Origin of the sequence: Paenibacillus cookii, from assembly GCF_018333375.1 — a bacterium.
Lineage (GTDB): Bacteria > Bacillota > Bacilli > Paenibacillales > Paenibacillaceae > Paenibacillus_AQ > Paenibacillus_AQ cookii.
On the sequence record NZ_BORW01000002.1, the window covers coordinates 334,556 to 354,577 of the forward strand.

General features: G+C 53.8%; 17 protein-coding genes. 5 read left to right on the top strand and 12 right to left on the bottom strand.

From position 1 onward, the window contains the following. The 4 genes from KI367_RS04320 to KI367_RS04335 form a co-directional block, all read right to left on the bottom strand. Positions 1–966: an ABC transporter permease gene (locus KI367_RS04320; protein WP_212947820.1), complete on the bottom strand. Its 966-nt coding sequence runs from the start codon at positions 964–966 to the stop codon at positions 1–3. A gap of 89 nt (positions 967–1,055) precedes the next feature. Then, positions 1,056–2,606, bottom strand: coding sequence for a response regulator transcription factor (locus KI367_RS04325; protein WP_212947822.1), 1,551 nt, complete (start codon positions 2,604–2,606; stop codon positions 1,056–1,058). Continuing rightward, on the bottom strand, positions 2,600–4,384 hold the full coding sequence (locus tag KI367_RS04330) for a sensor histidine kinase (protein ID WP_212947824.1): 1,785 nt from the start codon (positions 4,382–4,384) through the stop codon (positions 2,600–2,602). Before KI367_RS04330 ends, KI367_RS04325 begins: the two co-directional genes overlap by 7 nt. 117 nt (positions 4,385–4,501) lie before the next feature. After that, positions 4,502–6,685, bottom strand: coding sequence for an alpha-galactosidase (locus KI367_RS04335; protein ID WP_212947832.1), 2,184 nt, complete (start codon positions 6,683–6,685; stop codon positions 4,502–4,504). A 291-nt stretch (positions 6,686–6,976) separates the two neighbouring features. Here KI367_RS04335 and KI367_RS04340 point away from each other — a divergent pair, with 291 nt between their 5' ends. Continuing rightward, positions 6,977–7,816 (top strand): AraC family transcriptional regulator, encoded by an 840-nt coding sequence (locus tag KI367_RS04340; RefSeq protein WP_036710372.1) that lies wholly within the window; start codon positions 6,977–6,979, stop codon positions 7,814–7,816. A 186-nt stretch (positions 7,817–8,002) separates the two neighbouring features. On the opposite strand, the gene KI367_RS04345 is transcribed toward KI367_RS04340, so the two are convergent. After that, entirely contained in the window at positions 8,003–9,445 is a 1,443-nt protein-coding gene (locus KI367_RS04345; protein WP_081992382.1) for an MFS transporter, read from the bottom strand. 247 nt (positions 9,446–9,692) lie between these two features. Next, positions 9,693–10,607 (bottom strand): radical SAM/SPASM domain-containing protein, encoded by a 915-nt coding sequence (locus tag KI367_RS04350; protein WP_212947834.1) that lies wholly within the window; start codon positions 10,605–10,607, stop codon positions 9,693–9,695. A gap of 214 nt (positions 10,608–10,821) precedes the next feature. On the opposite strand from KI367_RS04350, the gene KI367_RS04355 reads away from it, so the two are divergent. The 3 genes from KI367_RS04355 to KI367_RS04365 all read left to right on the top strand — a co-directional run bounded on the left by KI367_RS04355 (position 10,822) and on the right by KI367_RS04365 (position 13,846). Then, on the top strand, positions 10,822–11,652 hold the full coding sequence (locus KI367_RS04355) for a protein-glutamine gamma-glutamyltransferase (protein ID WP_246536594.1): 831 nt from the start codon (positions 10,822–10,824) through the stop codon (positions 11,650–11,652). A gap of 181 nt (positions 11,653–11,833) precedes the next feature. Further along, positions 11,834–13,084 carry a methyl-accepting chemotaxis protein gene (locus tag KI367_RS04360; protein ID WP_036710366.1) on the top strand — a complete coding sequence of 417 codons (1,251 nt, stop codon included), beginning with the start codon at positions 11,834–11,836 and terminating at the stop codon, positions 13,082–13,084. A 108-nt stretch (positions 13,085–13,192) separates the two neighbouring features. Then, a complete protein-coding gene (locus KI367_RS04365; RefSeq protein ID WP_036710364.1) occupies positions 13,193–13,846 on the top strand; it encodes a TetR/AcrR family transcriptional regulator in 654 nt (217 codons plus the stop codon). Positions 13,847–13,883: 37 nt separating this feature from the next. Here KI367_RS04365 and KI367_RS04370 read toward each other — a convergent pair whose 3' ends face one another. The 3 genes from KI367_RS04370 to KI367_RS04380 all read right to left on the bottom strand — a co-directional run bounded on the left by KI367_RS04370 (position 13,884) and on the right by KI367_RS04380 (position 16,573). Further along, complete coding sequence (locus tag KI367_RS04370; protein ID WP_212947836.1) at positions 13,884–14,630, bottom strand: SDR family NAD(P)-dependent oxidoreductase; 747 nt, start codon at positions 14,628–14,630, stop codon at positions 13,884–13,886. Between the two features lie 175 nt (positions 14,631–14,805). Then, entirely contained in the window at positions 14,806–15,621 is an 816-nt protein-coding gene (locus KI367_RS04375) for a periplasmic substrate-binding domain-containing protein (RefSeq protein ID WP_212947837.1), read from the bottom strand. Between the two features lie 19 nt (positions 15,622–15,640). After that, positions 15,641–16,573 (bottom strand): ABC transporter substrate-binding protein, encoded by a 933-nt coding sequence (locus KI367_RS04380; protein WP_212947839.1) that lies wholly within the window; start codon positions 16,571–16,573, stop codon positions 15,641–15,643. A gap of 125 nt (positions 16,574–16,698) precedes the next feature. Here KI367_RS04380 and KI367_RS04385 point away from each other — a divergent pair, with 125 nt between their 5' ends. Then, the gene (locus tag KI367_RS04385) at positions 16,699–16,896 is read left to right on the top strand and encodes a hypothetical protein (RefSeq protein ID WP_212947840.1); all 198 of its coding nucleotides are present in this window, start codon (positions 16,699–16,701) and stop codon (positions 16,894–16,896) included. Between the two features lie 174 nt (positions 16,897–17,070). Here the strand turns inward: KI367_RS04385 and KI367_RS04390 are convergent, their stop codons facing one another. From KI367_RS04390 to KI367_RS04400, 3 genes are read right to left on the bottom strand one after another with little or no spacing between them, the layout of a single operon-like run. After that, on the bottom strand, positions 17,071–18,543 hold the full coding sequence (locus KI367_RS04390) for a HAMP domain-containing sensor histidine kinase (protein WP_212947847.1): 1,473 nt from the start codon (positions 18,541–18,543) through the stop codon (positions 17,071–17,073). After that, positions 18,522–19,217 carry a response regulator transcription factor gene (locus KI367_RS04395; RefSeq protein WP_212947849.1) on the bottom strand — a complete coding sequence of 232 codons (696 nt, stop codon included), beginning with the start codon at positions 19,215–19,217 and terminating at the stop codon, positions 18,522–18,524. Before KI367_RS04395 ends, KI367_RS04390 begins: the two co-directional genes overlap by 22 nt. A 25-nt stretch (positions 19,218–19,242) precedes the next feature. Then, a complete protein-coding gene (locus tag KI367_RS04400) occupies positions 19,243–20,013 on the bottom strand; it encodes an ABC transporter permease (RefSeq protein WP_212947856.1) in 771 nt (256 codons plus the stop codon). Positions 20,014–20,022 lie beyond the last annotated feature (9 nt).

Below are 20,022 nucleotides of genomic sequence, written 5' to 3' on the forward strand. Positions count from 1 at the left end.
TTACATAATGCTTTCGTTGGTAAAGCGCTTAAAAATTCCGTTAGCCGCAAACAACAGGATCAGGCTGATGACCGAATTGAAAATATTGATTGCCGTCCCGAAGGAATAACGTCCCATGGCCAGACCGTAATTAAGCGCATACAAGTCAAGCACTTCAGAGTAATCGATGACGAGGTGATTGCCCAGCAAAAACTGCTTCTCGAAGCCGGTACCGAGCAAATGGCCGATGGACATGATCAGGAGCACGATGATCGTCGGCCTGATCCCGGGCAGCGTGATATGCCACATTTGCCGCAGCCGGCTTGCGCCGTCTACCCGCGCCGCTTCGTACAACTCGGGCCCGATGCCGGAGATGGCCGCCAGGTAGATAATGGCGTTCCAGCCCGTTTCCTTCCAAATGTCCGCGCCCGTTACAATCCCCCAAAACCAGTGCCCCTGGGCCATGAACTGGATCGGCTGATCGATGATATGGAGGCTTATGAGCAGGCTGTTCACCACGCCGCCGTCCGTCGAGAGCATTTTGGTGACGATGCCTGCGGCAACCACCCACGAAACAAAATGCGGCAGGTAAGATACGGTTTGCACAAAACGTTTCATCACCTGCAATCGAACCTCGTTAAGCATCAGGGCAAAAACGACGGGTACGATGAAACCCGCGATCAGGCCCATCAAGCTCATGGCCAGCGTATTCCGAAGCACTTGGTAAAAATGGTCATCCTGGAACAATGTCCGGAAATGCTCCAAGCCCACCCACTTCTGTTCAAAAAAACCGACGCCGGGCCTGTATTTTTGGAAGGCCATCGTCCAGCCCCACAGAGGCAGGTACTGGAAGACGAAGACCCAAAGAACGAACGGGATGGACATGTAGTAGAGATACTTCTGGTTTTTCAGCACCTTCCAGGCGCTTTTTTTTGTCTGCTCCGCCGGTTCGTAAACGTTTTCCACATTGGATGATATCGTTTTCATTTTTCCTCCCCCCCTCTCCTTGCTTTCCATCATAAATCAGGGGAGAGAAACGGCCCATACAACGGATTTCGGTAAAAATCATCCACGAATTATGGATTTTTAAAATCCGACGGCGAACGTCCTTCGTATTTTTTGAACTTGCTGTAGAAGTAATTGACGTTTGTGTAGCCGACGCGCTCCGCCGCTTCGTACACCTTCATTCCTTGTTCCAGCAGCTCCTTTGCCTTTCGGATCCGGACCTTGTCGAGGTATGTGTTAAAATACTCTCCCGTCTTGCTTTTGAAAAGCTGTCCCAAATAGGCGGTGCTGTAGTTCAGCATGCCGGCCAATGTTTCCAGTTTCAAATGGTCGGCGTAATGCCTGTGGATGATGTTGATCATGATCTTCAATTCCTTTTCCTTCCCCTCCGGTTCGGATTCCTCCGCCAAAGCGAGAAAAAAACGGCGGGTCTCTTCCAGCAGATCGCTCAGATACTCATATTCGAAAATCCCCTTCAAAAATCTCGATACCTCCTCCGTTCGTTTCCATTCCTTGCGGGAACCCGCGGCCAGCTTATGAATGACGGCGTTGGATAGGAAAAAGAACGATTCTTTGACGGAATGTTCATCCTGCTCCTGCATGAGAAAATACGCTGCCGCTTCTTGCAACAACGGGAGGATCATCGGTTCATTTCCGGCATCCAAACTGTAATATAGGCGGAGGATGAACTCCTCCATCATCTCTTCGGCGTTTTCGTTGAATTGTCCGGGGGATTCTGAAAAAGGGCAAGATGGAGCGCCCGGCCCCAGCAGCTGTCCTTTTTCGCTAAAAAAAGCCTGCTTGATCCAATGCCGGGCTTTCGCATAGGAGCGGCAAATCTCTTCGGGCTCGCAGACGGCTCCCCCGGTTGCAGCGACGAAACGTAAATCGCCCAAACCGTTCCGGAGTTCCTGATGCAAATGCTCCCGCTGCCGGATGCCGCGCAGCGGCTTGCGGAGGAGCAAAACCACGTATGGGGGATTCACGGTCACCACTCCCAGGCCCCTGCCTTCAATCAAGGGTTGTATTGCATCCGCGCACTGCTGCAGCACGTCGGGACGGCCCGCTTCAACGTCGCGCGGAAGCACGCAAACGACTTCATAGCTGCTCCACAACAAGCCGGCTTCGGTTGCGAAGTTTCTCAATCCGGCGGGGGTTTCGTGCTGATCCTGCGGTATGAGAAGGCGGTGCAGGACCCGCTCCCGGTTCTCGACCCCGAGCTGCCGTTGCCCCCGTTTCATCCGCTCCGCTTCGATTCGCTCGCGCACCCGCTTTAATGTATTCGTCATTTCTTTGATATCCACCGGTTTGAGAAGATACCCGGCAACCCCGTATTTGATGGCTTGCTTGGCATATTCGAAATCGGCATACCCGCTAAGGATGATGCATTGCACTTGATGGCCGCTCGTTGCCAGCCGCCGGATCAATTGCAACCCATCCATAAGCGGCATGCGGATATCGACGAGCGCGATGTCCGGAGGTTCTTTTTCCATCATTTCCAACGCTTCTTTTCCATTGGCCGCCGCGGCCGTCACGGTGAGATCCAGGCTTTCCCACGGAATCAACGTTTGAAGGCCTTGGCGGAGCTTCGGTTCGTCATCCACGATCATTACCTTCAACACCGGGAATCACCTCCCGGTATAAAAAACGTGATGCATGTTCCGAATTCCGGTTCGCTTTCGATCTGCAAGGCGCTTGACGCCCCGTACAGCAAAACAAGCCGATCGTTGACGTTGCGCAAACCGATCCGCTGCTCCTCCTCGTCCATCATGTCCGAAGCAAGCTTTTCCCGTACCAGGGCGAGACGATCAGGCGCAAAGCCCGCGCCGTCGTCGCTCACCTTGACCCGAACTCCCCCTGGAACGGCTTTGGCTTCCACCTCGATGCATACGGCTTCCGCCCGGCTATCCAAGCCATGAACGACGGCATTTTCGACCAAAGGTTGGATGATCAACGGCGGTACCTGCATCCCCTCCAAGCCCGCATTCACCGTCAATTGGTACCTCAAGCGGTCTTCATACCTGAACTTTTGAATGTCAAGATAGCAGCGTACCCGCTCCAGCTCTTGGCCGAGCGATATCTTGCCGTTCCCGGTCTCGAGGCTGCTCCGCAGCAGCGTGCTGAGCAACCATACCACCTCCGCGATATCGTCCTGCTTCCGGATATGGGCCTCCATCCGGATCGACTCCAGCGAGTTGAACAGAAAATGGGGATGAATCTGGCTGGCCAGCATCTTGAACTTCATCTCGTTTTGCCTTTGCTCTACCAGGTATTTTTGGCGATTCGTTTCCTGGACTTCATGGACCAATTCGTTCACTTCCCTCACTAACGCATTAAATTGCCTGGACAGCAAACCAATTTCGTCTTTGCCGTCGATATCCAGAAAGGTATCCCAAGATCCTGACCGGACCCTGGACATATGCTTGCTTAAGCGGAGGAGCCTTCCGGATAACAACGAAGCCGAAGCATAGATAAGCAAAGCGGCAAAAATCAGGCTGGCCGTCATCACGACCACGCCGAGGCGGATCACTTGGTTGGCGTCATGGGTAATCTCGGCTACGGAAAAAATGGAAATGACCCGCAGCCCGTTCCAACTGTCCTGCGGATGTATGCCGGCGATAACCACTTTGGACGATTTGCCGTTCACGGACAGGTCATAACTTCCCGCTTGAAGGGATCGTATATCTTCATCGGCATGGATTGCCGAGAGGTCCTTTCCTGTGACTCCCGCTTCGTTGGACGCGACGATCCGATTCCGGTCGTCCACGATCAACGTAGGAAACGACTCTTGATCCAGGATGGAGCTTAATCGCTGCCTGTCCACATTGATGACCAGGACCCCTTTTCGCCCCGAAGAGTCCAACGGAAAGGAACGAATCAGACTCAGGTCATCGGCATCTTTCCGTTCGTCTCTAATGAAGTTCCAGCCCGCCATGCCTTTCTGGTCCAGGGCCTCCCTGTACCAATCCTGGGCCATGACGCTGGCGTCCGGCTGGATAAACTCCCAATTGTTGAGCGCTCCGGGATTGACCGCATAGACGCGGATGCCCGATATCTCTTTATACAGCTGGAGGTAGTCGCGAATATCCGTGTACTCCCGGTAAGTCCGAATGACATCAACGTAACTGTCGTATTTTTGGCCGGCCGCCTTCTTCATCCGGTTGTCATTCATTAGCCGGTTCGAAATGTCCAGCGGCACCTTAATCAGTTCTTCCGTGCGCTTTCGGACCCGTTCAACGTTGTTGGACGCTTGGGCAAAGGCGTTATTGACGGCGATTTCCCGAAGCTTCCCGGTCAGAAACAGGCCGCACAGCAGCAAGGGAAGAACGGCTGCCGAGATGAACGTAATCGCCAGCTTCTTCTTCATGTTCATGTCGTTCATGAATCGGATAAAAAACATGGTTTTAACCTCCCGGGCCAATTTGGCCGCTGCGCGCAAAATGCCCCTTTTCTCTCAAAAAGGGGCACCGCTATCCATGGATTGTATTTCCTTCGGGCGTTGGCTGAATGCTTTACGTCAGCTCTTCCCGGGCTTTAAGGCTTGAAGCCTGAACCATCTGCTTTCGTAGTCTTTTTGTTCGTAAGCGAGGGGCAGCCCCAATTTCATGAGTCTGTCTCCTCCGATGATCGACTTTTCTCCGCGATGTCCCGACTGCACCTCGTATTCCAGTTCCGGGTCCAGTCCGTCGAGCCGCAAGGTGCGCCGAGGCGGGTTCGGCACGGCCATCACTTGGAAGCAGAAGACGAGAGCCTCACCTTTGTCTTCCGAAACGAACATCCAAGCCGACTCGTTTCCTTCAAACGGACTCTTCAGCCGGTACAAGTCGCCTTTTTGCACCAAACCGCGAATCTGCTTGTAGAATGCGACCTGGTGCTTGACGGTCTCTTTTTCCTCCTCGGTGAATTTCGTAAGATCCAGCTCGTATCCGAAATTGCCGGACATCGCGACATCGCCACGAAAATCGAGGGGCGTCATCCGTCCGACCTGATGGTTCGGAACGGCCGATACATGCGCTCCGATGGCGCTTACGGGATAAACGAGGCTGGTGCCGTATTGAATCTTGAGACGTTCCACCGCGTCGGTGTTGTCGCTTGTCCAGGTTTGGGGCATGTAATGCAGCATGCCGGGATCGAAACGTCCGCCGCCGCTGGAGCAGCTTTCGAACAAAATATGCGGGAAATCGGCGGTAATTCGCTCGAGCAACTCGTACAACCCAAGCACATAACGGTGTGCCGTTTCCGCCTGGCGCTCCGGCGGCAGATCGGCGGAGCCGATTTCCGTCAAGCCGCGGTTCATGTCCCATTTGACGTAAGCGACCGGCACGCTGGAGAATATCGCGGACAACGAATCATAGATATAATCGCGCACTTCCTTGCGGGTATAGTCCAGCACTAACTGCCACCGGGCTTCGGTCCGCCGCCGCTCTGGAACATGCAGGCACCAATCCGGATGCTTCCGGTACAGTTCGCTGTCCGGCGAGATCATTTCGGGCTCGAACCATAGTCCGAATTTCAACCCCAGCCGATTGATGCGTTCCGCGACGTCCGCAAGTCCGCCCGGCAGCTTCCGGCGATCCTCGTACCAATCGCCCAAGGATGAATTGTCGGCATCCCGTTTCCCGAACCAACCGTCATCCAGGACGAACAATTCGATGCCTAATTTAGCCCCTTCCTCGGCGATCGCGACCAGCTTATCCGCATTGAAGTTAAAATAGGTCGCTTCCCAGTTATTGACCAGTATCGGCCGTTCTTCGTCCCGATACTTCCCTCGGCACAGCCGGGTTCGATATAAACGGTGATAGGTCCGCGACATGTCGCCCAGCCCTTGTCCGGAGTAAACCATGACGGCCTCCGGCGTTTGGAAGCTCTCCCCGGGACTTAGCAGCCATGCAAAGTCAAAGGAATTGATGCCGATTCCAAACCGCGTGGAACCGAACGAATCCACTTCGGCCCCCGCCTCAAAGCTGCCGCTGTACACAAGGCTGAAGCCGAAGGCCTCGCCATGGTATTCCGTCGTTTCCTTCGCGACCAGCGCAGCGAAAGGGTTGAACTGATGGCTGCTGATGCCCCTTTTGCTGTCGATGCGGGTTTCGCCCTGAAGAAGCGGCCTGCGGGTGATGTTGCCTTCCCGAGCCCAGGCTCCGGAAAGGTAGACCATCTCCATCTCTTGTTTGCCGGTAATATCGACGCTTGCGCTCAGAGCGCGACGAATGCGAAGCCCTCCTTTCCCCTCGTTCGACAAACGGGCCGAGCGCACGATCACGTTTCGATCCGCGAAAATCGTGTAGAGGAGAACTACCTGTAGTCCCGAATAGGCATCTTTCAATATCAGCTCGAGCGTATCCGCCTCGGATTCATCCTCCGCGTAAACCGCCGGCAGTCCGGGCAGTGGCGGCTTGCCCTTGCTGATCCGGTAACCGTCGTACTTCAGTTCCGTAATCCGCGTTCCGTCTTCAAGTTCGACCTGGTAGGCCGGGTTACGAAAGTCTCCGCTGCCATACTGCGGATATTCTTGGGGCAGCCGGTCCAATCCCGCCCCCGCCGGGGTGTGAATCAGCAGATCGGGCATCGATTCCCGGTGCTTCAGTCTGCTCCCCCAATATACATGCACAGGATATCCATCCACGATTTGGATAAGATAGCTCATGTCGGTCGACTGCAAATGAAACAGCCCCGTTTGCTCTTGAACCATTACGCCCATGAAAAAAATAACTCCCTTCCAGATCATACTCCTCGGAAACCCATGCCAAAAAAAGAGGCGCTATGGAAAAACCCCCTTTGCCACACACATTGGAACATTCGTTTCGCCTTGCCCAACAGAGTATATTGATCGATGAGTAATATGAAGCCGACATGGTTTAAAGCTTGATCCATTTGCTTTAAAACGCCCTTCGGCTACAGAAATAATATATTAAATTCAAATATCGAGTACATGGCATGACCCTCATAAAATATGTTATAATGCTAGAAATTTTGCACAAGGAGATTGACGGTGATCGAATATTTGCCACGAAGCAAACATCACGCAGAGCTGCATCTTACTCAATTTGGCAGGGAGGATTGCACTCCCGGCCATTATTTTGGGCCCGCCGTAAGAAACCACTATCTGCTTCACTACATATTGGGCGGAGAAGGAATTTTCGAGGTGGGAGGCAAAAGGTACAGGCTGGGGAAAGGACAAGGATTTCTCATCATCCCCGATGTCGTGACGCATTATCAAGCCGATGCGGTAAACCCTTGGTCTTATTGCTGGTTTGGCTTTAACGGGACGCTGGCGGAATTCCTCCTTAAGCAGGCCGGCTTAACCATGGCATCTCCGATCCTTCATTACGATCGGGACGATATGATCGATCAGTATCTGCAGTTGATGATCGAGTCGAGGGAATTCCCTAAATCCCGGGAAACGCGGCTGACCGGGCTGCTGTATTTGATGTTATCGTCCCTTGCAGAGTCCGGTCCGCTAACGCTCCCCAACCCCCAAGAAAGCCAGGCGGAAATTTATGCGGAAAAAGTGAAGGATTTTATCGAGCTCAATTATGCCCAGAAAATCACCGTTGAGGACATCGCGCAATATATCGGACTCAACCGAAGCTATTTGTGCTCGTTATTCAAACAACGGACGAAGACGAGCATCCAGCATTATTTGATTCAATACAGGATCCGCAAAGCTTGCGAAATGATGGAAAACGCGGAGCTTTCGATCGGCGATATCTCCCGGTCTGTCGGCTATAACGACCCTTTGCTCTTCTCCAAAGTTTTTAAAAAGGTAAAGGGGGTCTCCCCAAAACGGTACCGGACGGAAGGAAAAATAACTTCGCATTCGACCTCATGATTGAATCCCGGCGGCTGGTTCCCATGTCTTCAGCGGGTTCAATCATGAAAAAAGCCCGTCCCCTCCGGGTACAGGCTGCTCATACGATTTTAATTTATTTATCCCTGCGGTACATGCCGGCCAAGACCACGTTCCAACCTATTGCGCGGTTTTGGCCGGTTTTGCCTGGATGGCGACAGCCTTCCGTCACACTTTTCGTTTTCGGGGCAAAAACAAGGCGACAACCGCGCCGAGAAGGATGCCGAGCGCCGCGAGATAAATCGCCGTCCGGTTCCCCTGGGCTAAGGCATCGCGGAGAGCTCCCCCCGACTGTTCCTGTATGCCCGCGTTGGCGACCGCAATCAAGATGGCCATCCCGATGGCGTTCCCGATGTTTAACGTGGTCGATGCGATCCCGGACGCTACGCCTTGGTCCTCCGGGGCTACGCCGCTGGAAGCGGCGATCCACATGCCGGTCCATGTGATGCCCTGGCCGATGCCGGAAATGACGAGCCCCGGAACGATCATCAGATAGCTGCTGCCGGTGTAAGCGCCAAGCGGAATCAGCAACGTCCCGACGATTCCGATCGCCATGCCGACCAGCAGCGTGCTTCGCGCTTCCAAGCGGGTCGCCAGGCGTTCGCCGAGCTGCGTGCCTGCCGCAATCGCCAACGAAGGAATGATGAAGGCAAACCCGGTTTGCAGCGCGCTGTATCCGTGCACGTTCTGAAAAAAGGTTGTCAGGAAGTATGGCAAAGCACCGAACGTTCCCATGTAGATGAATGTGATGACCAGGCTGGCTACCAAGCTGCGGTTACGCAGAAGATGCATCGACATGAGCGGAGCGGCGCTTCGTCTTTCGATCAGGGCAAAGATCGACAGGAAGACCAGGGAAAGTACTGCGCTGACGATCGTTTCACCGGAGGCCCAGCCCAATTCGGGCCCCTGTACAAGTACATAGACGAGAAGGGTAGCGCCTGCGGTTACGGTGGCGGCGCCGGGTACGTCGAAATGGCGCTTTTGCCTCCGTTTCTCGTCGCGGGGAATGACAAACAGCGCAGCCAGGGCAACGATTCCCGCCAAAGGAACATTAACCAAAAAGACCGCTTCCCACCCGAATGCATTCGTCAATATTCCCCCCAAGATCGAGCCGATCGTCAGTCCGCTGGCGCCGGCGCCGCCCCATACGGCAAGGGCGCGGTTGCGGCGCGGGCCTTCCTCGAACAACCGGTTGAGCAGCGATAACGTGGACGGAAACAGAAACGCCGCTCCTATCCCTTGGATGGCCCGGGCGATAATGATCACAAGCGGATCCCAGGCCAAACCTCCCAATAGCGACGAAAGCGCGTAGAGGACCAATGCGAAAACAAACATTCGTTTTTGTCCGAGCAAATCGGCGGCACGGCCTCCAAGAAGCAGAAAGCCCCCGCAGAAAACCGTGTAGGCGCTGACGACCCATTGCAGCGACTGTTCCGAGAAGCCAAGACCATGGCCGATCTCGGGCAAAGCTACGAAAACGATATTGATATCGAGCCCGTAGATAAGCTGCGCCAAAGCAAGTAGCGCCAAACTCCATCCCATGGCCCCCTGCTTGACGGCAGCCGGTTGAGTGGCAGAGCCGCTTAGGCGCGTTTGTTGATCGGTAGACATGAACGTATCACCCCTATATTTCAATTTTATTTGAAATGTTCGGGATCATTATATTTCAAAAATATTTGAAATGTCAACCAACTTTACAAAATTATGCGCCTCCTCGCGCTGCATGCCCATTTAAAGCACTAAAAAAAGCCTGATCCACCAAGGATTCAGGCTTTGCGCATGACGTTCAAGAAACGCCTCCAAACGATGGCCTCAACATTCCATCACGTTTATATCCCGCCTTATAAATTTTTGATGATCACTTCGCGGCAGCTTCCTCCGCAAACCCGTTCGCCTTGTAGTTAAACCGCTTGCGGTACCCGCATTTCCGGCACAGCTCCTCCACCACTTCGCGGCGGGAGAAGCCGTCGACGATGTTGGTCGCGCGTTCCCCTTCGATGATGTCTTTGAAAGGCGTTTTGTAGATATTGCCGAGATTGATGACGCCTTCCCCGTCCAAACAGCACGGGATGACGGTGCCGTCGGCCAAGACGCCGGCCTGGTTGCGCAAACCGTGGCAAAAGCCCGGTCCGAAATCCTCTTCCGCGTTCAAATCCGGCCACTCGAATTCATGATCCATGTTGATGTAGATCCGGTCGGCGATTTTGACGCCTTTGCCGGGCTGGACCTTTTCTTCGATGTTATAATCCAGTCCGAATTCCTTTTCGATGTAGGCCAGCATTTCGCGGTTCCGCTGCTTCTCCAGGTTCGTGGCGTTATCCATGTCCAGGTTCCACAATCGAAGCGACACGATCAGGTTCGAATTCGCGGTCGCTTCCTTGACGAAATTCAGCACCTTGGCGATGTAGGCGTCTTTGTCTTTGGAGCCGACATGCCCGTCGAAGCTATGCAGCGAGAAGTTCATCTGGCGAAGCGCCGGCTTGTTCATCAGCTTAGGCCCCGCTTTATGCAGCAGCGTCCCGTTGGACGTGATGTTCACTTTAAAACCTTTCTCATGGGCGATATCCAGCAATTGGTCGATGTGCGGGTGGAGCAGCGGTTCGCCTTTGACGTGAAAATAAATGTAATCCGTGTACGGCTTGACTTCGTCCAGCGTATGCCGGAATTGATCCAGCGTAATATATTGGGTTGCTCTGTGCGTAGGCGGGCAAAACGTGCAGGCCAAATTGCAGCGGCTCGTCAGCTCGACGTAAAACTTTTTGAATTTCTTCATTCTCGTTACTCCAGTCCGTTCCTCTATCAGAATCGATGAATTTTCGTCAAAATATAGTGCAGCTCTCACAAAAGTTTATATGAGAACCCCCGCAATCGCAACCATAACTCACTAAAACGGCCCGCATGCCGTCTTTTCATCCGTACTTTTGACATTTCTTGGCTTGGCCGCGACATATGCTCTACTTAGGTTAAGGAAAGGAGCGGGATAAACAGTGATTCGAATCGGCAATGAAGAGCCCGTGCTGGAAACCGAAAATTGGCCGCCGTTATGGCAAAAAATTGTTCGCGCCAAAAAAAATAGCGCCTCCGTATACCGTTATGCATCGCTTGCTCATTTGCAGTTTGAGCTGAAACTAAGAACGGGCATCGTCGAAGCAGCCAAGGCGCTGAGGCGAAGCGGCGTGCAATTCGAAGATTTCGAACATTCCCATTGCAACGAGCGGTTCTGGCATTTGAACAACCGGGGAGGGTTCGAGCTCCGGTCCGATGTGACCCCGGCCGAAGGGATTCGGGATATTTTCGCCAACGGACCGCTTTACGGCTTCGAATGTGCGACCGCCATTGTGATCGTCCTGTATAAAGGCCTGCTGGATTGCATACGGGAAAAGGATTTCAACCGGATGTTCGCGGACCTGCTGTTATACGACTGGCATTACGACGCCGACCTGCGTCTCATCGAAAAGCAAGGCGCTTCCGAAGCGTTCCCTGGCGATGTCCTCTATTTCAAAAATCCGGACGTCAACCCGAGGCAAATCGAATGGCAGGGAGAAAATACCGTCAAGCTGGAAGAAGACCTTTATTACGGGCACGGCATCGGGATCGAATCGTCCCGCGCGATCATCGCCAAGCTAAACAGGCACCGAAAGCCGGGAAGCACCGTATCCGCGTATTTGACCGATCAGGTGATATCCCCGGATTTTCTGTATTTATCCCAGTTTGAAGGCGGCGGGCCGGGGGCGAACCCCGAATCATTCTACCAAACCTTCGCGCAGGAGCCGGGGATCGTCTCGCGGATCGGCCGCCGGCGGTATTGGATGGTTTGACCCTGGAAAAACGAAGCTGGCGCAAAATGCATCGGCTTCGTTTTTTTAACGGGAACGTTATCGAATTATGTCAAAAGAATCATTAATTTTGGCTCATTTTGTAAACGTTTTATAGACCTTTGAACCGTGTCGGTGCTATAATATGGTAGAACTAGTATATATTAAGGAGGCCTATTTTCCTATGTCGTGGTTGAAGAATCTTCCGCTTTCCCAACGGGTCATCGCCGGGTGTTATTTGGTCGCCGCCCTGTTCGCCCTTCCGGCGCTCGTTATTTTTATCGTGATCGGCAAGCTTGTGATCGGAATCGTGTTTGTCGCCGTCCTGGCCGCATTGACCTACCCGCTTGCCCGATACGTGGAGCAGACGCTCACCTTCTCGTTCGAAAACATCGCCAACGTGACGGCCGCGATCGCCAAAGGCGACTTTACGAACCGCGTCGATGAAACCGGCTCCATGGGAGACGTCAGCCGTTCGTTTAACAGCATGATCGACAAGTTGAAGAAAATATTAAACGAAGCCTCCGGCATTACCCGCCGGGTGATCGACGCCAGCCGCGGGATCGCGGACAAAAACCAGGAGCTGAAAACCGTCATGGCGTCCGTCGCCTCGGCATCCAACGAGCTGGCCGTAGGCGCAAGCGAAATATCGCAGGACGTCGCCGGCATGACCGAATCGATCCAGGATATCGAATTGAAGGTAGGGAACTACGCCAAATCCACGAAGGAAATGAAAAAACAATCCGACCTGACGCTCAGCTTCGTGGAAAAAGGCCGTCAGTCGGTCGAAAAACAGGCCGAGGGCATGCGCAAAAACGTCGAAGCGACGGAGCACGTCGCCCAAACGATCGACGCCCTTTCCAAAAACGCATACGGCATCCATAAAATCACCAAAACCATTTCCGAATTGGCCGAGCAAACGAACCTCCTTTCCCTGAACGCATCGATCGAAGCCGCCAGAGCCGGTGAGCACGGGCGCGGATTCGCCGTCGTTGCCCATGAAGTGCGCAAGCTGGCGGAAGAGTCGACGGCATCGACCCAGGAGGTGTTCGGACTCGTCAAAAGCATTGAGCAAGGCATCCGCGAAGCGATCGAAAACATTCAAGTAAACGAAGAAGTCGTGCGGATGCAAAACGAAATGATCCGCGAGGCGGAGCAGATTTTTACGAACATCGTGGAAAGCGTACAATACATAACCGAGCAGATCAACGCCTTCTCCAGCGAAAGCGACCAGATGCTCGAAAGCGCGCAGAAAATTTCTGCCGCAATCCAGAACATTTCGGCCATTACCGAGCAATCCTCCGCCGGAACCGAGCAGGTATCCGCTTCGATGAATGAACAGATGAAATCGATCGAAGCCGTCGTGGAAGAAACCGAAGCGATGAGACAAGCCGTATTCCAGCTGCAAAAAACGATTCAAATCTTCAAGTTCTAGCACCGAATCTCCGATTCTTCATTCCTTCGCCTGATTGAATCCTTCTCCGGTCTGTTATATGATGGATAGAATACAATGATATAGCAGGATTGTGGAGGAATGAAAAGTATGGCTTCAGAGCAACAGCAACGAATCGATCCGAGGGTCATACGGACGCAAAGGCTGCTCAAAAACGCGCTCTTTGATCTGCTGGAGGAACAAAACTACGAACAGGTTACCGTACAGGATATCGCCGACAGGGCCACCGTCAAACGCGCGACGTTTTATCTGCATTACAACGATAAACAAGACCTCGTGAATCAATGCATCGACGAGCTGCTGGCCGAATTGAGCGAATCGATCCGGAATTCGAACGACGATCCGATCCAATTCGATTTTTCCAGCGGACAAGCCCATCCTATTTTCATCCGGATGTTCAAGCATGTCAGCGAGCGTTTCCGCCAATACCAGGCCTTGCTGGTCAAAAACCGGATTGCGGCCTTCACCGCCGGTCTGCTGGATGTGCTCCACAACTTCATATCCGAGGGCATCAATATGACCGAGCCGGACGATTCCAATTTATCCGCTCGCAGGGAAGTCGTCATCAAATACGTGGAATCGGCGTTCCTGGAGCTTATTATTTGGTGGGTCGAAAACCAAATGCCTTACAAGGAAGAGGAAATGGCCGAAATGTTGATGAACTTGTCCATCCTTGGCCCTTATCGCGTCCGTCCGTTCGATAAAATAAAGCAAATGGAAAATAAAAACAACCCTGAAGGATAGTCCTTCAGGGTTATTTTTATTTGTTCCGTCAGACGGATTACAGGGCCGTCCAGCCGCCGTCGATGACAAGCTCCGCGCCGGTCATGAAACGGGATTCGTCGGAAGCCAGGAACAGCACGCCGTAAGCTACGTCTTCTGGATTGCCGAAGTAAGGAAGCTGCGTAAACGTTTTGTAATACGGCTCCGCTTCCCCGAACGTGCCGGCCGTCATCGGCGTGACGATGATGCCGGGGTGCACGGAGTTTACCCGGACGCAGTCTTTCGCATATTCGACGGCCGCCGCTTTCGAAATCGAACGCAGCGCGCCTTTCGCAGCGGTATAAGCGCTGGAACCGGCCATGCCGACAAGGCCGCCGATCGAGGAAATATTGATGACGGAGCCGGAGCCGTTCTTTTTCATCTCAGGAATGGCATATTTCATGCCCAGCATGCAACCGTTCAGGTTGATGTCCATCACTTGGTTCCATTTGTCCATCTCCAGGTTGGCGATGGTCATCGTCGAGGAAACGCCGGCATTGTTCACAAGAACGTCGACTTTCCCGAATTGTTGGACGGTTTCTTCGATGATGGATTTCCACTCTTCTTCCGAAGCTACGTTATGCTTTAAGCTCAGGACTTCCCCGCCGCTTTGCTTGATTTCGTTCACGACTTCATGCAATGCCGTTTCGTTGATATCGGTTGCGACCACTTTGGCGCCTTCCCGGGCGAACAATTTCGCTTCCGCGGCCCCCATGCCGTTGCCTGCGCCCGTAATGACGGCGACTTTGCCTGCCAATCTTCCCATGTCCATCTTCCTCTCTATGTGGTACATCGTCATCAATGTAATCGATTACGATCCGATTATACACCCGTTCGTCCATTTTGTGAAGTATTTTACATTATGTCATTTAATTTGAACGATTCGGAACGCGTTGCTGCAACCAAAAAAAGAACCCCTATGAAAAGGAGTTCCCCCACTTTTAATCATGTTTTTCGAGCCAAACGTCCTTAAAATCGACCCAACCCAGCGGATTCAGGCTCATGCCGTGCACAAACGGATGCAAAAAGGCATTCAGGTGCCGATGATAAAGAAAAATCACCGAGGCTTCGTCACGCAAATACTGTTCGATTTCCCGGAACGTCATGCGTCTGTCTTCCCTGCTCTCCGCCCCCAAGGCGTCGTCGATCCGAGCTTTGATCCAAAGCAGTCGCTCTTCGTCCAAGTACAGCCGCAATACGCTGGCCCCGTTCTCATAAGATTCGATTTCGCACACTTCGTCTTCGGCGAGGACGATGCTGGAGACGGTGCAGTCTGCGTCCTCCCAGTCGCGGTGGCTCTGGATGTCGGCGCGGATTCCCCATTCCGACAACCGTTTTTGAATCCATGCCGCGTCATCCTTGTATTTGTCATACACCGCCAGCCGGATGGCCGCCCCATCGTATCCGGATTCTTTTAACGCGGACTTCACGCGTTCCGGCCGAACCGGATCGATGACCCTGCCTCGGCTTTCGTCCGGCCGGTATCCGAAAGCAGGGATGGCACGCGGGCCTCCCAGCTCCGCAATCATCTCGCCGGGATGCAAAATCATCCGTACGGCCCGCCGAAAGGCTTCGGACTGCTGCGGACCCTCCCTGTTCACATTCCAGGACAACATCGTACAGCCCAGCCTTAAACCTGTACCCCGTCCATCCCCTTCGTCCTGCCTGTACCGGTCCCAGGTATGCAAAACCGATGTAAAGCCGATCGATTCCGGGTCGCAATCCGCAGGCATAATGACGATATCGACGCCGTCCAAATACGGGCGGCCTTGATAATTAATGGGGATACGCGGCAAGCTCGATGCGATGCTTGGAATACGATACGACGCGGAACGGGCCTGTGCCGATCGGCAAACGCCAAAAGCCTCCCTCGTCCTGACCCGCAAAATGGGCAGGCAAAATGGATGCCCCGACCGAACACATGAACCTGTCGAAAATGCGGTTCGGTTTGCGCAGCCGGATCCGGACGACGCGCGGCCCCAGCGCCTCGATCGTTTCCGCCTCCCGGAGAAGCCACTTGTTTTCCGCATGGCTGCGCAGCCGCTCAAAGGAAAACAGCACGTCGGCGGATGTCAGCTCCTGGCCGTGATGAAAACGGATGCCCTTGCGCAAATAAAGGGTCCATTCCGTCGCATCCCGATTGGCTTCCCAATGATGGGCCACCCCGGGCACGATCCGGCCCAGCCGCTCGTCAAAAGCCAACAGCCGGTCGAAAATTTGCCGCTGAAGATGGGAATCAAACGCGAAGCTTGCGGCTGCCGGGTCCAGCGTCCGAGGCGGATACAGGACGGGAAATATCAAATTGTCGGTTGCATGGGAGCCCTCGGCTTCCTCTTCTTTTTTGTAGCCGAAATGGCCGTTCAGCCAATCCAGAAACCTTTCTTTCGCTTGCGTTCCGTCCCCGTAGGCGCCAAGCATGTCGAATGCCTGCCGATAATCGCCGCTTTTGGCCAGCCCGATGACCAGGTTCAGAAGAAATTGTTCTTTGCCTGCTTGAAACGTAATTTGCGAATAATTGCCCCTTCCCCGGCCGGGAAGCCAGTCGACCCATCCCTCGTCCACCAGCTTGCGCAAAATGAACTTGGCGTTCCGTACGGTGCAATACAAGGCTTTCGCCAAATCTTCAAGCGTCACTTCAATCGGCACGCCGCTTTGTTTTCCGTCCGAAAACCGGCTGTGAAGCATTAAGTATTGTTCTTTAATTTGCATCGAACGACCCTCCTGAAAGCAATCTCCGGCATAAAAGGGGAAAACCATTTCCGAAAGTATACTCTTTTTTGCCCCTTTTGAACAGCGCATAATGAGAGCAACCCAATAGAAGCGGAGGAGAAGACATGCTCGAACATTATACGTTTCAAAAGCTGCTTGAATACGAACAGGCGGAACGCAACAATCCCGTAAACATCCGGAGGGAACAAGAAAAACAAATGATCTACGAGGCAACCCGAACCAGGAAGGCCCATGACAAATGGTATGTCATGCCGCTAAGGTTGTTCCGCAAATCGCATCGGCGCCAAACATACCGAACCTGAGCGAAACCCGGGTCCCGACTCCGTTTTATTAGGCTTATGGCAAAAAAGGCATCCTCATGATCGAATCATGAAGATGCCTGGGTCGGGGGCTACCGTTCCCCCTTTTCAGGGGCCTGTTTTTCCGCCGGTCCATCCGGCGAACGATAAACGTGGTCTCGAACCGCCGTTTCTTTTTCATCTTTTGCAGGCAAGTTCGTCCGTCCGGATCGTAAAAACCATGCAAGCCCCGCCCTCCCGGCGGTTCGACGCGCGGATGCTGCCTCCGTGTTTCTCGACGATCACTTTTGCGGTATGCAGGCCAAGACCCGTTTGCCCGTTGTCCCCCCGATAAAACTTTTCGAACAAATGCGGAAGATCTTTTTCGGCAAAACCCGAGCCATTGTCGCATATCTCGAATCGCAGGCCGGACGCGTTCCTTTCGATCCGAACGCCGAGCCAGCCGCCCTCCGCGGGCAAATACCGGAAGCTGTTGGCCACTAGGTTGTCCATGACTTGGCTGATGCGCTGCACGTCCATGAATACCGTCTCCCCGCCGCCGGGAGCAGAGTCCTCGTATTCGAAGCTGAACCGGACCTGCCGGGAACGGCACATGAAGCCGATCTCCCGCTCCTTGTCCTGGATGAACTGCCGCAAAGCAACCTGCGCCCCGCGAAGCGGAAAGTATTCCAAATCCTTTTCGGAAGCGATCTGTATGTCTTGGATCAGGCGGTTGACCCTTTGAATGTTATCCTCGATGACTTTCAGATGGCCTTCGGCTTGGCTCCGGGGCATATCGGGCGTATCCGCCAGCAGCTCCACGTTGCCTTGGATGACCGTCATCGGCGTGCGGAAATCGTGGGCGATCGCGTCCATCATGTCCCTGCGTTCCTGCTCCAGCTTCCACTCCCTCAGCAAGGCGTCCTTAAGGGCGCTGCGCATGTTTTCAAACGATTCGGTCAGCATGCCCAGCTCATTGTCCGCCTGATAGCTGATCGTAAAGTCGAGATCCTGGTCGCGGATGCGTTTGGAGGCTTCAATGAGATTATGTACGGGCTTGGCAATCCGTTTTCCGAGCCTCGCCGCAAACAGATACGTAAACAACGCGACGTATAAAAACGGCGAGACGACGAAGTACATGACGATGGCGAGGTTGATCCAGTTGGAACCCGACGCGGCCGTGGTCGCTTCCAGCTTATAGCGGAACACCATGGCCCCTTTTAGGTCCCCTGCCGCCGACATGACGGGCACGCTCCGGACAAACATCCCGCCAAAAGCCGGCGTCGTCCCCGCGCTTTTGGTCGTATTCAGGTTCTCGATCAACGCTTGACTCGTTTGAAACTTGCGTTCCCGCATCGTTCCATAGAGCGGATTCCCGGAAAGATCGACCGCCTGGTACTGGATTCCGTCGCCCGGAATCCGTTTTTCCAGCTCCGCTCGGCTTGCCGGGTCGAGGATCGCGTCCCCTTGCGATTTGACGTATGCCACGAGGGAAGGGATTTTGTTTTCATAGCTGTTCGCCGGGCGTATCCATTTGTTCGAAACGATCCAGCCCACGCCGAAGACAAGCGTAATGGCCGTGCACGCCACGCTGAAAACCATGATCCACACGAAGGTGAGAATCAGCTGCCGCTTGATGGGCAGGCGTTCTACGAATCCGATCTTTCCCATTTGTAGCCGACCCCCCAAAGCGTGGAAATATAGCTGTTCAAAGGATCCCTCGAGCCCAGCTTGGCGCGGATCTTCTTGATATGCTCCGTCACGGTGCTTGCGTCTCCGCTCGCTTCAAGCCCCCAAATCCGGTCATAAATTTGTTCCTTGGAAAAAACTTGCCCGGGATGCAGTGCCAATAGCTCGACGATATCGAACTCTTTGGCCGTCATCGGTACGACCGCGTCGTTGACATGCACCTCCCGGCCTTTCAAATCGATGCGCAGCCGTCCGTACCGGAGCAGGGACCGCTCCGCGGAGCTTTCCCGCATTCTCCGGCTTCCGCGCAGATGGGCAGCCACTCGCGCTTTTAGCTCCCGAAGGCTGAACGGTTTCGTTATATAATCGTCCCCTCCGATGGACAGCCCTTGGATCCGGTCCGCCTCCGTTTGCTTCGCGCTGACGAACAGGATCGGGCAATCCACCTCGTCGCGGATCATCTGGCACAGCTCAAATCCGTTCATGCCCGGCATCATGACGTCAAGAATGATCAGATCCGGCGCCTGTCCGAGTTGATTCATCGCTTCGATTCCGTTGGAAGCGGTCAGCACCCGGTACCCCTCCGCCGTCATGGCCTGCTCCATCAGCGACACGATTTGAGCCTCGTCGTCTACGATCAGTATTTTGTCCTGCATGTAAAACAAACTCCCTGCTTCCGGGCTATTTCACCCAGTTTCTTCGGTTCCACCACAACATTGTAACGGCAAAACCTAGAAATATACAAACCATTACCGGCAAAAGAAAGGCATGAGCGTACCGGCCGGCCATCCATTGAAAAACGGTGCTCATCCCCATCAGCAAAAATCGGAGCGCATCCGAAACATACAGGCCGCCCACTGCCACCCCGATCCAGCCGAGATAACAGATGATCGGGCTTGGAAGCAAGGTGCACAGGGCCGCGGTCACGCTTAACTGCGCGAGCAAAATCATCATGAACAACCCGTAGGATTCCAGGTTGTACAGGAATGCGCCGGCCGGGCCGTAAGCGCGGTCCGGGTTCAGGTACACGACGGAGTCCACGCTTGGCTTGAGCAGATGCCCGGCACCTTCCCCTATGACAAAGGTTACCACCACAAACAGCAGCAGGATGACGGCCAGATTGATCCATTTTGCCGCAAACAGCCGCAGGATCGAAATCGGGCGGATCAGCACCAGACGCAGCTGGCCCCCGTGATATTCCCCGTTAAAGCTGTCGATCATCAGGATCGGGCCGATAATCAGCACCAGAAAAAACGAGACTTCCTTCAGCAAAAAAAGCGAAAAATTTTGTGCGGTCAAAGGCACCGACGATACGTTATCGAACGCGCCGAACGACTGCACGCCCAAGAACAGGCAGTCGAGCAGCACGATCGCAACGAAGATCAGCAGACTGACGAAGGTTTTTTTCCGTTTCCATATCCGCTGCCAGTCGCTTTGCAAAAGCTGCATCATGATCCATTT

Excerpts from the sequence above, each read along its gene's own strand:
- KI367_RS04365 (WP_036710364.1), top strand. The coding sequence starts at position 13,193 with ATGGCTTCAGAGCAACAGCAACGAATCGATCCGAGGGTCATACGGACG.
- KI367_RS04395 (WP_212947849.1), bottom strand. The coding sequence starts at position 19,217 with ATGCAGGACAAAATACTGATCGTAGACGACGAGGCTCAAATCGTGTCG.
- KI367_RS04360 (WP_036710366.1), top strand. The coding sequence starts at position 11,834 with ATGTCGTGGTTGAAGAATCTTCCGCTTTCCCAACGGGTCATCGCCGGG.
- KI367_RS04350 (WP_212947834.1), bottom strand. The coding sequence starts at position 10,607 with ATGAAGAAATTCAAAAAGTTTTACGTCGAGCTGACGAGCCGCTGCAAT.
- KI367_RS04370 (WP_212947836.1), bottom strand. The coding sequence starts at position 14,630 with ATGGGAAGATTGGCAGGCAAAGTCGCCGTCATTACGGGCGCAGGCAAC.
- KI367_RS04385 (WP_212947840.1), top strand. The coding sequence starts at position 16,699 with ATGCTCGAACATTATACGTTTCAAAAGCTGCTTGAATACGAACAGGCG.
- KI367_RS04400 (WP_212947856.1), bottom strand. The coding sequence starts at position 20,013 with ATGATGCAGCTTTTGCAAAGCGACTGGCAGCGGATATGGAAACGGAAA.
- KI367_RS04335 (WP_212947832.1), bottom strand. The coding sequence starts at position 6,685 with ATGGGCGTAATGGTTCAAGAGCAAACGGGGCTGTTTCATTTGCAGTCG.
- KI367_RS04330 (WP_212947824.1), bottom strand. The coding sequence starts at position 4,384 with ATGTTTTTTATCCGATTCATGAACGACATGAACATGAAGAAGAAGCTG.
- KI367_RS04345 (WP_081992382.1), bottom strand. The coding sequence starts at position 9,445 with ATGTCTACCGATCAACAAACGCGCCTAAGCGGCTCTGCCACTCAACCG.
- KI367_RS04320 (WP_212947820.1), bottom strand. The coding sequence starts at position 966 with ATGAAAACGATATCATCCAATGTGGAAAACGTTTACGAACCGGCGGAG.
- KI367_RS04390 (WP_212947847.1), bottom strand. The coding sequence starts at position 18,543 with ATGGGAAAGATCGGATTCGTAGAACGCCTGCCCATCAAGCGGCAGCTG.
- KI367_RS04380 (WP_212947839.1), bottom strand. The coding sequence starts at position 16,573 with ATGCAAATTAAAGAACAATACTTAATGCTTCACAGCCGGTTTTCGGAC.